Source organism: Planctobacterium sp. R6, assembly GCF_055755215.1.
Window position 1 is genome coordinate 25,300 of record NZ_JBVTQY010000027.1, and the last position, 14,181, is coordinate 39,480.

The window sequence follows — 14,181 nt, forward strand, 5'->3', positions numbered from 1 at the left end:
CGAGTGGGTTATTTCAGATACAGGCCGTCGCTGCCAATTTTACCAGGGCCATTTAACACCCAGATCCGCGCTGAATAAGCCGGTACTGAGAATTGCAGGCTGCCGTTACTGGTTGAGAGGCTGGTGCCGCTCACAACATCCGTGTAGGTGCCGTTTTGTATTCCTGAGACGGTGATGTTTTGTGGTGATGAAGCCGCCAGGCCCACCACTGCATAACTGCCTTCAGAAGATAAATCGCGGACAAAACTCATACCTGCGCTCCATTCATTCACCTGACTCATCGGGGCTTTTTGCAGTGCCGGGATCCCTTTGCGGATCTGATTGAGACGCTTGATGTGTTGATACAAAGGATGGGACTGCGTGGTACTGAGATCGTCCAGGTGAGGACCAAAATAGGCCCGGCCGGTTTGGTCTATAGTGTCATTCGCACTGGCGATGTCTTGCGGCAGGCCAGCCTGAAACATGATTTCTTCGCCGTAATACAGTGAAGGTATGCCGCGTACCGTCCACAGCAGGTTATAAACCAATGCGGCGTGGGCCTGGTCACCTCCAAAGCGATATTTGAAGTCGTTGTCTGGGCCAACATCATGGTTTTGGAAAAAGGTCACCAGCTTGGTGGCATCACCATAGATCCAGTCCATGCTGAATATCCCGCCAACGCCGCTAAGATTACCGCGGGTGACATTGTCTCTGAAGGTGGAGAACAGCGAAAAGTCCAGTACGGCTAAACCTGAATCGCCACCGCCATTGGGATTAGCCGGGTCCTGCGTGGTACGGGTATACCACCAGGGACGGATGATCGCAGAAGCATTGTCATTCGCGATTTCTGAACCCCATCCGGTGCCTTTTACCAGGTTTTCACCAAATACAAACAGACCGGGTTTATGGCTTTGCCAGTTGTATATGTAGGTCAGTAGTTCATCGCGCTCAACGTGCTTTACTGTATCCAGACGAATGGCGTCCACGCCCATATCCAGATACATCTGAATCGCACCATTGAGATAATCTTTAACGTTTTGGTTGCCGGTAGCCAGGTCAATGGTATCGCCAGCCATGTGCTTTTTCTGCAATGCGGTGGGGTTTTCCCAGTCTCCGCCGGCCATAAAGCCATCCAGGTGATACCAATTGGGATCTAATCCCTGAGCATCGATACCGAAAAAGCGATTGGCATCGTAACCCGGACTGGGAACTGTGACACCGGTTTTAGGGTCCACCAGGGGCACCAGTCCATCGGGATCTGAATTATGGCGATCCCGGAACCACTGCGGGGCCACCGGGTTGTCGTTATCATCGCGATTCAGGCGGTTATAATCTCCCAGATTGCCCTGATAGGGGCCGTTATCCACATCACCTTGCTCTGCGCCTGTCGGGACATAGTATTTAATGGGTAAGTGATCAATCCAGACCTCGCCGCGCAAACCATATTGACCAGAGTGATTTACCACCACATCCTGTACTACTTTCAGTCCTTTGCTGTGAGCGGCATTGATAAAGTCCTGATAACTGGCATCGGGTGATTCCAGTCGAGGATCTACCTGGTAAAAGTCATAGGCATGATAGCCGTGGTAATCCAGGCCAGAACGATTCTCAACTGGTGGGGTTACCCAGATGGCGGTAAACCCCAGATCTTTGATGTAATCCAGTTGCTGGATCAGACCTTTAAAATCGCCGCGCCAGTGTGGGTCGCCTGCTTTTATGCGATCCCGGTTGTAGTAGTTGTTGCTAGTGTCACCATCGTAAAAGCGCGCAGTCATGACAAAGTAGATGGTTTCGCTACGAAAATCGCCACTGTCCGGCAAGGCGCCTATCTGATAACTGAAGGTCTGTATCTGTTGATTATTATCCGCATCAACTGCCAGAGTTTTGATCACCAAATCTGTGCCTGTTCCGACATCTGACGCTGTGATGTTCTGTCCGGAATATAACGCTGAGCTGCTGGTGGGCGTGCTGCCATCCGTGGTGTAATAAAGTTGTGGTGTGCTGTCCTGGTTATCTGTGATAGCCAGTGTTATCGATTGAGTATCCTGGTAGGAACCCGCCGATGGGGTGGCCGTTGCTACCGGCGGCTGGGTATCAGTGCCAACAACTTCTGTGGCATCGATGCTGCTATCACTAGTGTCAAAACAGATGTCATAGGTGCTGTTGGGATTTACCAGATAATCGCTGCCTGGATAGCTCTCAGTCCAGTCGCCATAATGATCAACTTTAAATCTGGGATTGTTGGCGGCAAAGGATTGTTGGGTGCAAAACACCAGGCCATCGGACGTGGTCATGACCGTGGTTGCCCAGTTGTTAGGCGTACCCCGGAAATACCAGCTGTCGCCGCTTACTTCTGATACGTTAATAGTTACCGTGTCCGTATCCGAACCGCCCTGATCATCGGTGACTGTCAGCTGTACGCTGAAACTACCCGGTGTGGAGGTATCAATGCTGATGGACTCAGTCGTCTCGCCAGTGCTCCAGCTGTATTGGCTGATAATGCCATCTTGATCGGATGAATCTAAACCGCTCAGTTCCAGGTTATCATTTACCGCCACTGAGATGCTGCCCCCAGGTGAAATAACCGCTACGGGGAGCAGATTAGAGGAAGTGATGGGGACTACCGAGTAGGCAAGAGTGGCATCGTTTACTGTGATACGGTAAGTGGCAACACCCTGTACATAGATGTCGCCACCGGATGATTCCAGGATGTTATCACTGTTGCTGTCGCCGTAGTTTTGTGACCAGTCTCCCTGAACATCCAGTTTAAAGCGCTGATTGGTCTGACCGTCAAAGGCCACATCTAACTGCCAGGTATTATTGTCCACCAGAGCCATGGCATCCGCATTCCAGTTGTTTGCTGTGCCCCTGAAAAACAGCTGAGCAAACTGCTGGCTGAAACCCGGCTGGTTGTTGCAATCTGCGACGGCGGTGGTGTTGATATTTTTGCTGATGGCATCAAAGTTAATTTGATAACTTTGGTTGCTATTTACCTGCACATCTGCGCCAGGGTAGCTTTCCTGCCAGTCTCCAAATCGGTCGATTTTAAAGCGTGGCCCACCTCCGGCATCACCGGAGCCAAAGCTCTGGCAGGTGGAATATTGGTTATTACCCTGGGCGCTGAGTTCGGTGGCATTCCAGTTATTGGCTGTGCCACGAAAAAACCAGTCTGCATAGGCGTGACCAGATAACACCAGGCTGCAGCCGACTGAAATAATTTTCCAGTTCATATGAGATTCCTGTTACTTGTTGTTTCTGATGCGAGAACATCAGTGTGTGATTAATGGTTATTGGTTTTATGCAGGCACAAGGAGGCTGACTCGTATTCAATTGAATACAAGGATCTTTCTCGTCTAATTCTCTTTTTATTAGTATCTCAGGGGCAGGTTATCCCGAACCGGTACAGCGGCGTTGCACCGCTGTTAAAGCATTTCCAAAATGGAAGGGCCCCTGTTGTGCACTTTTAGGTGTATGTTCACCTATTCGATTGTTAACAATTAATTAACAAGGGTGTAGTTAAGAATAGGTAAATAAAATAATCAAATGAATACGTATGCAGCTAATAAATATGAATTTCATTCTATTTATCTCCTTCGTCTGGTACTCATGCTGCAGTATCAGCGGCAACTCGACAGAGCGGCTAAACCTAACCAAAGTCTGATACCAATTATTTTGGTTAAGTCTTAATTCATCGATACTGAACCACTCAACCTATTTACAGGCTCCAAGGCAGACTTTTTTCGGCTCCGCTGTTTAGTTCAACCGCTATCATTTGATTGAAACCATTGTCGGGGCGCCGACTGCGCCTTAAGGTGACCGGGCTGCGCCCCCCTTAAGAATCCCCCGCAGCCCCTGACGCGCAACAACATAAACTTCGCCATCAGTACAACGACGACCATCAATGACAGCACATCCCTGTGCTGGGCATTGATTGAGGTATCATCCCTGATACCGCTCATCGTTGTTTTAACTGATGTCGCAGTTTATTGCGCGTAAAGGGAGATTAGGTTAAGCACTCCGAACAAATATTGGCGTAATCGAACCTGTAAAGGAATCTGTTTTGCTTTATCTCTCAATGAAATTTATTAATTTCTGGACACTACAGTCATTAAATTAACATTCATGCTCTCGTCCTGCCTTCGTCTGGCACACATGCTGCAGTATCAGCGACAACACAACAGCGTGGCTCAACCAGGTAATAAGGAGTTATCACCATGATAGTGTCGCAGGCAGATTATGATCGATGGCAGAACATGTATGGCAATGGCAGGACTGCCGGGCAAGATTCAGCAACAGCGCAAGGCGCTACAACACCGCTGACCGATCCCTTGGCACAACCAGAAAGCAGGCAAAAATCTGCCCAGGATGGCAACCAAAGTGGAACGGACAGGACATCAATTGCCGCTTCTGAGGAGCCAAAGAGTTTTCTGGAAAAGGCGCTTGAACGGCTTACACTCAATCGACTGGGAATCGATCAGGAAAAAATGGACGAGCTGAAAGAGGAAATTGAAAAAACGGAATCCGCAATTGACGCTCTGAGTGATCAGAAACCCCACACTCAGGCACAACAGAAAGAGCTGAGTTTTCTTAAAGACAAACTGGAAAAACTGAAAGAAGCGCTGGAAGAGCTGGTTAAGCAAGCCAATGAGCGAACAAATGGGGAAGATATTGCCGGCCAGAAAAATGCCGAAAACTCGGTAAATCAGTATAAATCCATCGCATCTTTGAGTTGATTCGGGTTCTCTGAACACTCTGTACGTTAAATGCGTATGGGTGTTGTGTTCTATACGCTCTTAACGTACATTTGTGAGAATGAAAAGCGTATTTGTCGAATCATCCATTTTTGCAAAGTATCGGGAAATCTATCTCAGCGAGGAGGAGTATAGACTTTTTCAGGCTGACTTGATGGTAAATCCCAGATAAGGCGATGTGATTCAGGGGACTGGCGGTTTGCGTAAAGTCCGAGTGGCAAGTAAAGGAAAAGGTAAACGTGATGGTTCGCGTGTCATTTATTATTATCTGGATGAAAGAAGACGTTTTTATTTGCTAACCATTTATGGCAAAAACGAAATGTCAGACTTAACTGCAGATCAAAAGAAACAGCTAAAAGCTTTTATGGAGGCGTGGTGTCATGAGCAATCGTAATCTTTTTGCCGAACTAAGTTCAGCTTTAACTGAAGCTAAAGCGCATTCAGAAGGCAAGTTAACGTTAAAAACTCACAAGGTTGATGAAATTGTCGAGTTGAAAATCTCGCCTAATGAAATCGTCAATATCCGAGAACAGTTTAATATGTCTCGTGGGGTGTTTGCTCAACTTCTACACACGTCTTCCCGTACACTGGAGAATTGGGAGCAAGGTCGAAGTGTGCCAAATGGTCAGGCTGTAACGCTTCTTAAGCTAGTTCAGCGGCACCCTGAAACCCTGGCTCATATAGCTGAGTTATAAACGCAATGAATACTGAAATTGCAGTAAATAATTTGTAGAAGTCGGCATCTGATCTGACGAATACCAGTTTTTGGTTAGGTGTCTCGTCAGATTAGTTTGCGCTCAGATTCCTCTCAGCCCAAACCAGTTTTCCATCAATGAGTGTTTCCATTGGCGTTCTGCCACAGCATATTTTGCCTCGATTACTTAAATTATTAAAGATTCTCGTGTTAATGTATAAACACTGTAGTCAATCTCTTCAATTCGTTCGAAAATCAGTTTTACTTTTCAGGCTCGTAAATCAATAACCAATAACATGCCCAAAATGTTTGATGATGTGTTGTTTCCAGGCTGGCCAGTCGTGCATGGATTCGGCTCCCCAGATATCACACACCACATTGAGACCTTTGTGGCGCATAATTTCGCTTAACTGCACGGTTTCTTCCAGACAACCGCCTTCGTAAGCGCCCTGGCCGCAGGTTAAGATAAACTCACATTGCGATTGTACCTGCTGTAATACCTCACCGTGCATGTTGGACAGGTAGGCGATAGGGTTGTTGAAGTAGATATCGTCGTTGCTAAAGCCATGTGTTAAACCTGTTATCTCATAACGACCACTCATGGCAAAACAGGTGTTAAAGATATGGGGATATTTTAAGGTGTGGTTTACCGCGTAATACGCCCCGAGACTCACACCGGTAGTAACCAGGGGAAGTTTATCCATTCTGCAGTCATGATATATCCAGGGCACGATGTGGTTGATAATGTAATGTTCGTAGGCCTGATGGGCTTTGATGTAATCCGCCGGGTGGCTTTGTTTGCTATTCCATGTTTTTGCTACGTTACTTTCCGGACAATAGAGCTTTACTTTGCCGTCATTGATCAAGGGCGCCAGCAGGTTGATCATTCCGGCATCTTCCCATTCATGTGCCATGCCGGATGAGGAGGGAAACACCAGTACGGGTTGCCCGTAGTGACCGTAACTCCACAGATAAAATTCTCGTCCCATAAAGTCATTTGGAAACCGATGAAAACTCTTATGCATGGGGCACTCCACAGAAGGTTATCAAATGTTAACTTACACTATGAATCACAAGTGAGGATTGCGCCAATTTGCGATACACAATATTCTGTGGCCGGAAGTAAAAAATAAATAAGGATTAAATCATGTTGTTCGCGATGTTTGCTATGGTGGTGTTGACGCTGCTGGTGGGACTGTTCACCCTGTCCAGTCGTATGAAAAGCGTTAAAGCCGGAGAAGTAAAAGCCAGATACTACAAGTTGATGCAAGGCCAGGAATTGCCCGAATATGTGGCTAAAACCGGGCGCAATTTTAACAATCAGTTTGAAGTGCCGGTATTGTTTTACGCCGCCGCGATTTTGCATATTGTGATGCAGGCTGAAAGTGGATTGGGTTTGATTTTAGCCTGGGTTTTTGTGGTGCTGCGCTATGTACACGCCTTTATTCACATAACCTACAACCATATTTTGCATCGTATGCTGGTGTTTTTTGCTTCATTTTTTGTGGTGGTGGCCATGTGGGGCAATCTGCTAGTGGTGGCGATGTAAAGAAGCGCGCTCTGCTGAGCTGCAGAGCGCTAAAATGATGCCTTAGGGATTTTGTTGTTTGAATACTTTGCCGTCTTTCATCACAAAAATCACCTTGCCCATAGCGTTGATGTCCCGAAGTGGGTCACCGGATACGGCAATGATATCCGCCAGCTTTCCGGCTTCGATGGAGCCCAATTGTTCGCTGACGTTCAGTAGTGCTGCACCGTGCCAGGTGGCACTGCGAATGGCATCCAGTGGTGGCATTCCGGCCTCAACCATATAGACAAATTCCTGCCAGTTGTCGCCATGGGCAGAAACACCGGAATCTGTACCGTAAGCGATTTTTACGCCAGCCCGAAACGCGTTACCGAAGGTATTTTGAATCAGCGGACCAATTGCTGCCGCTTTAGGGCGTACTACATCCGGAAAGAAACCATCGATTTGGGCTTTTTCTTCTACCCATTTGCCGGCTAATACCGTGGGTACATAGTAGGTTCCGTATTGCTTCATCAACTCCATGGTAGTGTCATCCATGTAGGTGCCGTGTTCGATAGACGATACGCCAGCCCGGATAGCCCGCTCCATGCCTTCTTTTCCGTGTGCATGTACCGCGACAGTCATACCATAGTCTTTGGCTGTGGCAACGATGGCCTGCAACTCGTCGTCCATGAACTGCGGGTTTTGACCGTTTTTCGCCAGGCTTAACACACCGCCGGTAGCGGTGATTTTTATCAGATCAGCGCCGTCTTTATAACGTTGCCTGACAGCTTTTCTGGCGTCAGCAATGCCGTTTATCACACCCTCTCTTGGACCCGGATCGCCCATGATGTCCTGATTACTGCCGTTACTGGGATCAGCATGTCCCCCAGTTGTTGCAATGCTTTTAGCCGCTGTATAAATTCTCGGACCGACAATATCACCGGCATTGATGGCGCGTTTCAGGGCTACCGATTCGTTGTAGCGATCGCCTAAATTACGCACTGTGGTGAACCCGGACATCAGTGTCAGTTCTGCGTACTTAACACTTTTAAGTGCGAAGTCTGCTTCGTTTTTGGTAAAGCGTTCAATGTAAGCGCCAGGACCCTGTTGAGAAGAGATATGCACATGCATATCCATCAAGCCAGGCATAACGGTGGCGTCTTTCAGGTCGATGAGGGTGTCGTCGAAATCCGGTGTAGAATAACCGCTTTCTACGGCGACAATTTTATTGTTATCCACGATAATCGTGGAGCGAAATAGGATCTCATCGGAATTGGCCGGAATGATCTTCCCGGCGTGTATATAGGTGGATGCCATCACATCTGTGTTGCAAAGCAAGATAACACTGCTGATAAGCGTGCTTAGTATTCGACTTTTCAAAACCCGAACCTCCAATTTAGTGCGGTTAGCGTATATAAATCGTTTTCTTTTTTAGTTTGGCAATCTGCCACATCAGTAGTAGCAAGAATAATATAAAAATGACTAAAAAGGTTTGATGTAACAAGGGATCTTCTAAATTTTCTACTAATGGCTCATCGACAGGGAAACGCATCAGCACTTCTGTGGCCGCCGGTAGGAGATGGAACAATAAAGTACTACTCATTAAGGTCAACTGCACATACGGGGTGATGGTGCCAAACACCTTAAACAAAGAGAGTACAATCGCGCCCAGCAGCGCTGCTAACGTTAAAACAGCCAGTATATGAGCAGGGTCGAGTCCACCATGATTAAAAATAAACAGCGAAGTGCCGGCAGTGATCGCGGTAAACAGTGCGTAGAGTTTCCCCATCGGATGATTGAGCAAAATCCGCTGGTGCTTTGCAATGAGTACCATGGCCAGAATAAGTGCCAATAAGCCAAATAAGGTATGAACTACACCTGGTAAAGATAACGACACTTACAGCTCCGGGGGGTGATTGGGGTTGTCTGAGTAGCACGTTGAGCAACACAGGAATTTGCGCAACGTTAGCAACTAGCCGCCAATAAAGCAAATTAGCACGATATTGAACGCCGCTGAAACTGTGCAATTGCATCCCCTGGATGGTGTTCCAGGTAGGTTTCCAGGGCGCTAAAAAGTTGCTGCTCCGGGCTTAAAAATAGTTGTTTCAGTATTTGGTCAATGTCTTCAAACTGATTAATTTCAACGTCGGAAAAGGCATCCCTGTAACCCAACAACTGGTATACAAACTGCTTATTTGTGGTTTCATCTGTACTGCCATAATCCAGTTGAGCTGCGAGCCGAAACAAAAATTCTGTGCCGACCTGTTGGCGGGTATTTTCGGTCACTAAAATATGTGTGCCCAGTTGTTTATTGAGTTGTTCCAGTTGCTCAGCAATGTCTACGGCTGCGCCTATTATGGTGAATGAGCGGTTGGTTTTGGTGCCGATATTACCGACAATAATTTCGCCGCTGGCAACACCAATGCGAATGTCAATATCGGGTAAACCTTTGCGAATACCCACTAAGTTTGGCAGAGCAAGGCGCAAATGGTGTAGTTGTTCTACCTGTTTAAGTGCCCCGCGACATGCCAGTCTGGCGCAGCTTTGGCTTTCCGTAAACGGGGGGCTCCAAAAAGCCACAATGGCATCACCGATGTATTTGTCCACCACGCCGTCAATCTGCAATATGGCCTGACCGGCGAGATTGTAATATTCATTGATTACAGCCACTAACGATTCCGGTGACAGGGTCTCACTGAGTTTGCTGAATTGTGCAATATCTGAGAAAAGTACACTGGCATGGTGTCTCGCACCTTTTACCTCTTCGGGATGTTCGGTGAGCAGTTTAACAACCCTGGGGTCCAGGTATTCCTGCATGGAGGCCCTCAGCGTTTCTTTCGTCTCCACCTGTTGCATTAAATGATTGAATGAGGTGGTCAGTTCGCCGATTTCATCATTACTGATCACGGGTATTTGGTGGCGGTAATTTTCTCTTAGTAATTCATCTGAACCCCGGATCAGGGCTTTGAGGGGAGCTGTCACCCGTCTGGATGCATAGGCTGCGACAATAATGCCAACCAGCAGCGCCGCTACTGAAATACTTATATTGAAGGTCAGCAGGTTGTCGTCCTGTCGCTGAATTTTTTGAATACCGGCCTGGGTGATCCCGAATAAATTGTGCTGCAGTCTGGCGATGCGCTGATTAAACAGGGTTTCATGGCGTTGCAACTGTTCAGTCATTAATTGACTTCTGAGGTTATCGCGCGATTGCACCGCGTTGATTATCTCCTGATACAGGGTTTGCATTTGCCATTGATCTTCAGCCAACATGCGCAAATCCGGAGTGACGCGCGCCAGCGCAATCGTATCTTGCAATATGCGCGTAGCATAGGCGGCTTGCTCGGCCAGAGACTGAGTCTCATGAATTTGCTTCATGATTTGTTCCTGTCGTACAAGCAATGCCTGCTGTTCTGTCGCCAGGGCACCCTGCGGAGTTGGTATGGTCTGATTCAGCCTCAGTAACCGCTCAAACAGAATTTCCTGTTCTAACGTGTGGATATAGATTTGTGTTATGTGTTTATTGATGGGCGAAATGAACTGTGCAATATCCCTGACTTCCTCCTTGACTGTGGTCATACGCATATAGTTACCAATGGCAACGACTAACACAAAACTCAACATCAACAGGCTGATCGCGTAAATCTTAAGGCTTAGTGGCAGATAGAGTCTGGATTTCATTTTTGCGCTATCTCCCAATAGAAGGTATCGGCAGGGGGGTCCAGGCCGTTTTGCCACTGCTGGCAGAGCGCAAGGTATTTTTTCGCGGCAATATCCTCAGGCTGAGAAGTCAGATATTCCTGAAACAGCGATGTGGCCTCGGGGAGTTGCCGTGATTCGAATAAGCGCAAGCCTTCAACATAACTGTCCAGTTGCGCCAGTGAGTGGGGAGAGTAGTCTTTTCGATAGCCCATCAGATGAAAGACTTTGATGGGGTCATCTTTACCTGGCACTTTAACCCAGCCTAATGGTCGTATGATGAACGCCTCATCCAGAGAGCCGACAACATCCTCACTGAGCACCAGATTTACTTTGAAAAATCGCGCAACCCCCTTGAGTCGGCTGGCGGCATTGACTTCGTCGCCGATTACCGTGAATGAGCGCGCTCCAGAGGGCCCCATGTTAGCAACAACCAGTTCACCGCTGGCTAAGCCTGCGCGAAACTGCATGGCATTATCAGTAACGCTGTTTGGGTACTGCTTTTGCACAATCTGAGTGAACTGTGCAACCCCTGTTAACTGAGACAACAGCATATGACAGGCGAGGTTGTTTTGGGTGTGCTGCTCGGAAAAGGGATGAGTCCAGAAGCTTAAAATCTCCGTCAACGAAAAATTGAGAATGCCGCGGAACTCACGACTGATACCCAATTGGATGTCCAGGTATTGATTGAGCAACCTGATAAATTGTTCCGCTGAGAGGTTATTGGCAAGTGCATCAACGCCTTCCAGATTAGATAAAATCACGGTAACACACTGACGCTCGCCGGCAACGTTGTAATCAAGGGTGCGTTGCTCTAATTGCTCAATCAATTGCGGATCCAGATACAAGCCAAACACGTCTTTAAGGTGCTCTGCACGGCGCAGGGTATCGAGCGCCAGGTTAAACCTTTGAGTCAGCACGGCCACCTCATCGTGACTTCTTGCCTGTACCTGGGACAGCTGTTCCTGCGCCAGTAAATGGTTTATTTGTTGATTGAGTTCAGTGACCGGCCTGCTTAACTTTTTCGACAGAATAGCGGCATACACCATCCCGGTAATAAGGGTGATAAGGGTTAACAGGGTATGTTGAAGCAGTACCGATTCCTGATGTAGTTGTGCTCGTTGTGAAGTGGTTATGGCATAATTTTGCAATTGACTGAGCGCATCTTCGGCGATCCGGTTCAGGGCGTTCTCTTCCTGACTCAGTGTCTGCCCGGGTAGGTGTTTTTCGCTGCTGGCGGTATTTTGCGCGTCTTCCTGTAACAACGCCCTGGTATGCGCATAGTATCGTTGGTTTGCGCTTCTGATTTGTTCTACTGCGCGAAGAATCGCACTGTCGGGTGCCGTGTGCAGGGAGGCCGGTACCCGGTTGTCTGCCAGTGTCAGTTGCTTAACAGCTTCTGCTAATAGCCTGTCTGCCTGATTATATTGTTGATGCCACAGCGCCTTTTCTGCGTCGACTAAGTGGGATTGCCGGACGGGTTGCTGTTGCCACCTCAAAATGCGTTCGACGTGAATTTCCTGTTCCAACATGGCAATCGTGGCATCGTCAATCAGCTGCACCACGGGAATGATGTACCGGGCCAGGTAATTGATTTCAGCATTAACACTGCGGATCTTGTGATGGGTATTGGCAGCGATAAGCAGCAACAGTAACAATACACTGGCGGCTATAGCGAACACTTTTTGGGTGATACCCGGGGTATATTTCATGGCGAGGTTGTAGCTTTAGTCCAGGGCCTGAAAGGGCATGCTAGCGGGTTTTTCGGACACTGACAAACACTCAATCGCTGGGCGCGAAATAAGGATTAAAGATAACCTAATTGTGCGGCGTAATCGCCACTGTTGACCTGTAATACCTGTTTTCCGGTCACCGGACAACGGGTTTGCTGTGCTTCACTGTGATCGGTAAGTTGGTAAAGAACATTCTGATGCAGCCTTGCCCACAGGTTACGTCTGATTAAAACATAGGGCAACCAGGTTTCATGTGCCGGGTGATATCTGAGTTCGACAGGGTTTTGCTGGCTCGCTACGACTTCGTCATCAAGGGAGGTGGTGAGTACCAGATAACCGTCTTCGTTGCGCCACTGGGTAATAATAAAAGGAACATCCTCAACCTGAATGCCCACTTTTTCAACTGGGGTAACCAGGAAGTAAACCTGTTCTTCGCGTTTCAGCACTCCGGAAAACAGCTTTACCAGCGCTTGGCGGCCAATGGGTGTACCCATATAAAACCATTGGCCATCTTGTTTTATTTGCAGATCTATATCGCCGCAAAAATCTGGGTTCCACTGCTCAACCGGGGGTAATTTACCCTTGCCCGAAAGGCTTTTTTGCAGTGAGGCCAGGTCCATCGCAGGCTGGTCCTACTGATCTAGCAGTGCTTTGATTTCCCTAAGCTTGGCTTTGATAACACGCATATTTTCCGGACCCGTGCGCAATAATTGTTTTTGTGGAGCGGTTAAATCTTCCACCTGATCAATGCGATATTTGTACATTACACTGTCGGTGTATACTTCTACCGGAACCGGGATTTCCGGCGTATCCAGCAGATGGTCTATGGCATCCATCAGGCGATAATCAAAATCCTCATCGGGGTTGCCAATTTCCGCAAAAATTTCAGAAATGGTGGGTTTGTAGACCTCATAAAGATCCAGCAAATCTTCTGCTTCAATACTATCCAGCGCATTGACATAAGCGCTGTAGCGTTGATAACTGGAGGAGTCTATCCATTCTTTTCCGGCCTGACGGTAAACCCGAAAGCTATTTTCTGGCGCCCGCAACAGGTGGTGTCTGGCGGCCAGTTGCTCATTGGCCAGGTTTTCAGTAAATACCACAAAGCGGCGTAACAGATCTTCATCTACCAGGAATCTGGCCAGTGTCGGCATTTCTGCCAGACTCACAATGGCCGTTTTTACGGCGGCATCACTGATATCGATGGGCTCAGGCTCGGGTTCGGGCGTTGGTTCAGGCATGGGCACCGGCTCTGGCAATACCTCTTCCGGCTCTGGCTCAGGTTCGGGCAGGGTAACTGGCTCTGGATCCGGTTCAGTAACAATGGGCACTTCCACCGGTTGTGGTTGTTCCGACTGCTCAGCGTCGCCAGAGAATAGCAGATAAATAACGACCAACAGTATCACAACGCCAGCAGCGAGGGCGAAATAGAAGGCCGGGGACTTCGCTGTATTTGGGGTATTTTCGTTATCTGTCATAACCGTACCGGATTCCTGTAAAATTAACTTTAAAAGTAATGCAAGCCTGCTTAATTTGCACGTAAAAACTCATAATTTCTTGTGCTGATCTTTGGTGCAAAAGCCCTTTTTTCAAGCTAAATCATGACATTAGTTCAATTAATTTAAACTGAATTTGAGATTGTTGAACTTTGGTGCATGAAATTTGTGCCGGACAGACCCGTTTTAAGTGCAAAACAGCACATGGGCTCGAATCGACGTGACAAAGAACAACAGGCACTGCAATGTACCACAGTTATTGCAATGCCTGATAAATATCGCAGTGGATTAATGTTTCTGAGCAGATGTCAGTATGACAAAA

Annotated in this window: 12 protein-coding genes; 4 read left to right on the plus strand and 8 right to left on the minus strand. The window is 47.7% G+C overall.

Going from position 1 to position 14,181, the window contains the following annotated elements:
• Nucleotides 1–8: 8 nt before the first annotated feature.
• Complete coding sequence (locus AC0J20_RS15890) at nt 9–3,209, minus strand: alpha-amylase family glycosyl hydrolase (protein ID WP_473022456.1); 3,201 nt, start codon at nt 3,207–3,209, stop codon at nt 9–11.
• A gap of 984 nt (nt 3,210–4,193) precedes the next feature.
• On the opposite strand from AC0J20_RS15890, the gene AC0J20_RS15895 reads away from it, so the two are divergent.
• The 3 genes from AC0J20_RS15895 to AC0J20_RS15905 all read left to right on the plus strand — a co-directional run bounded on the left by AC0J20_RS15895 (nt 4,194) and on the right by AC0J20_RS15905 (nt 5,425).
• Nucleotides 4,194–4,712, plus strand: a complete 519-nt coding sequence (locus AC0J20_RS15895) for a hypothetical protein (RefSeq protein WP_473022457.1) — start codon at nt 4,194–4,196, stop codon at nt 4,710–4,712.
• A gap of 217 nt (nt 4,713–4,929) precedes the next feature.
• The gene (locus AC0J20_RS15900) at nt 4,930–5,124 is read left to right on the plus strand and encodes a type II toxin-antitoxin system RelE/ParE family toxin (RefSeq protein WP_473022458.1); all 195 of its coding nucleotides are present in this window, start codon (nt 4,930–4,932) and stop codon (nt 5,122–5,124) included.
• On the plus strand, nt 5,111–5,425 hold the full coding sequence (locus AC0J20_RS15905) for a helix-turn-helix domain-containing protein (protein ID WP_229531373.1): 315 nt from the start codon (nt 5,111–5,113) through the stop codon (nt 5,423–5,425). Before AC0J20_RS15900 ends, AC0J20_RS15905 begins: the two co-directional genes overlap by 14 nt.
• 280 nt (nt 5,426–5,705) lie before the next feature.
• Here the strand turns inward: AC0J20_RS15905 and AC0J20_RS15910 are convergent, their stop codons facing one another.
• Nucleotides 5,706–6,449, minus strand: a complete 744-nt coding sequence (locus AC0J20_RS15910) for an alpha/beta hydrolase-fold protein (protein WP_229531374.1) — start codon at nt 6,447–6,449, stop codon at nt 5,706–5,708.
• 122 nt (nt 6,450–6,571) lie between these two features.
• Here AC0J20_RS15910 and AC0J20_RS15915 point away from each other — a divergent pair, with 122 nt between their 5' ends.
• Nucleotides 6,572–6,973, plus strand: a complete 402-nt coding sequence (locus AC0J20_RS15915) for an MAPEG family protein (protein ID WP_473022459.1) — start codon at nt 6,572–6,574, stop codon at nt 6,971–6,973.
• Between the two features lie 42 nt (nt 6,974–7,015).
• Here AC0J20_RS15915 and AC0J20_RS15920 read toward each other — a convergent pair whose 3' ends face one another.
• The 6 genes from AC0J20_RS15920 to AC0J20_RS15945 all read right to left on the minus strand — a co-directional run bounded on the left by AC0J20_RS15920 (nt 7,016) and on the right by AC0J20_RS15945 (nt 13,841).
• Nucleotides 7,016–8,251 carry a metal-dependent hydrolase family protein gene (locus tag AC0J20_RS15920; protein ID WP_473022481.1) on the minus strand — a complete coding sequence of 412 codons (1,236 nt, stop codon included), beginning with the start codon at nt 8,249–8,251 and terminating at the stop codon, nt 7,016–7,018.
• Between the two features lie 88 nt (nt 8,252–8,339).
• On the minus strand, nt 8,340–8,831 hold the full coding sequence (locus AC0J20_RS15925) for a hypothetical protein (RefSeq protein WP_473022460.1): 492 nt from the start codon (nt 8,829–8,831) through the stop codon (nt 8,340–8,342).
• A gap of 95 nt (nt 8,832–8,926) precedes the next feature.
• Entirely contained in the window at nt 8,927–10,612 is a 1,686-nt protein-coding gene (locus tag AC0J20_RS15930; RefSeq protein WP_473022461.1) for an adenylate/guanylate cyclase domain-containing protein, read from the minus strand.
• Complete coding sequence (locus tag AC0J20_RS15935) at nt 10,609–12,342, minus strand: adenylate/guanylate cyclase domain-containing protein (protein ID WP_473022462.1); 1,734 nt, start codon at nt 12,340–12,342, stop codon at nt 10,609–10,611. Before AC0J20_RS15935 ends, AC0J20_RS15930 begins: the two co-directional genes overlap by 4 nt.
• A gap of 95 nt (nt 12,343–12,437) precedes the next feature.
• Complete coding sequence (locus AC0J20_RS15940) at nt 12,438–12,983, minus strand: DUF1285 domain-containing protein (protein ID WP_473022463.1); 546 nt, start codon at nt 12,981–12,983, stop codon at nt 12,438–12,440.
• Between the two features lie 12 nt (nt 12,984–12,995).
• Complete coding sequence (locus tag AC0J20_RS15945) at nt 12,996–13,841, minus strand: DUF3014 domain-containing protein (protein ID WP_473022464.1); 846 nt, start codon at nt 13,839–13,841, stop codon at nt 12,996–12,998.
• Nucleotides 13,842–14,181 lie beyond the last annotated feature (340 nt).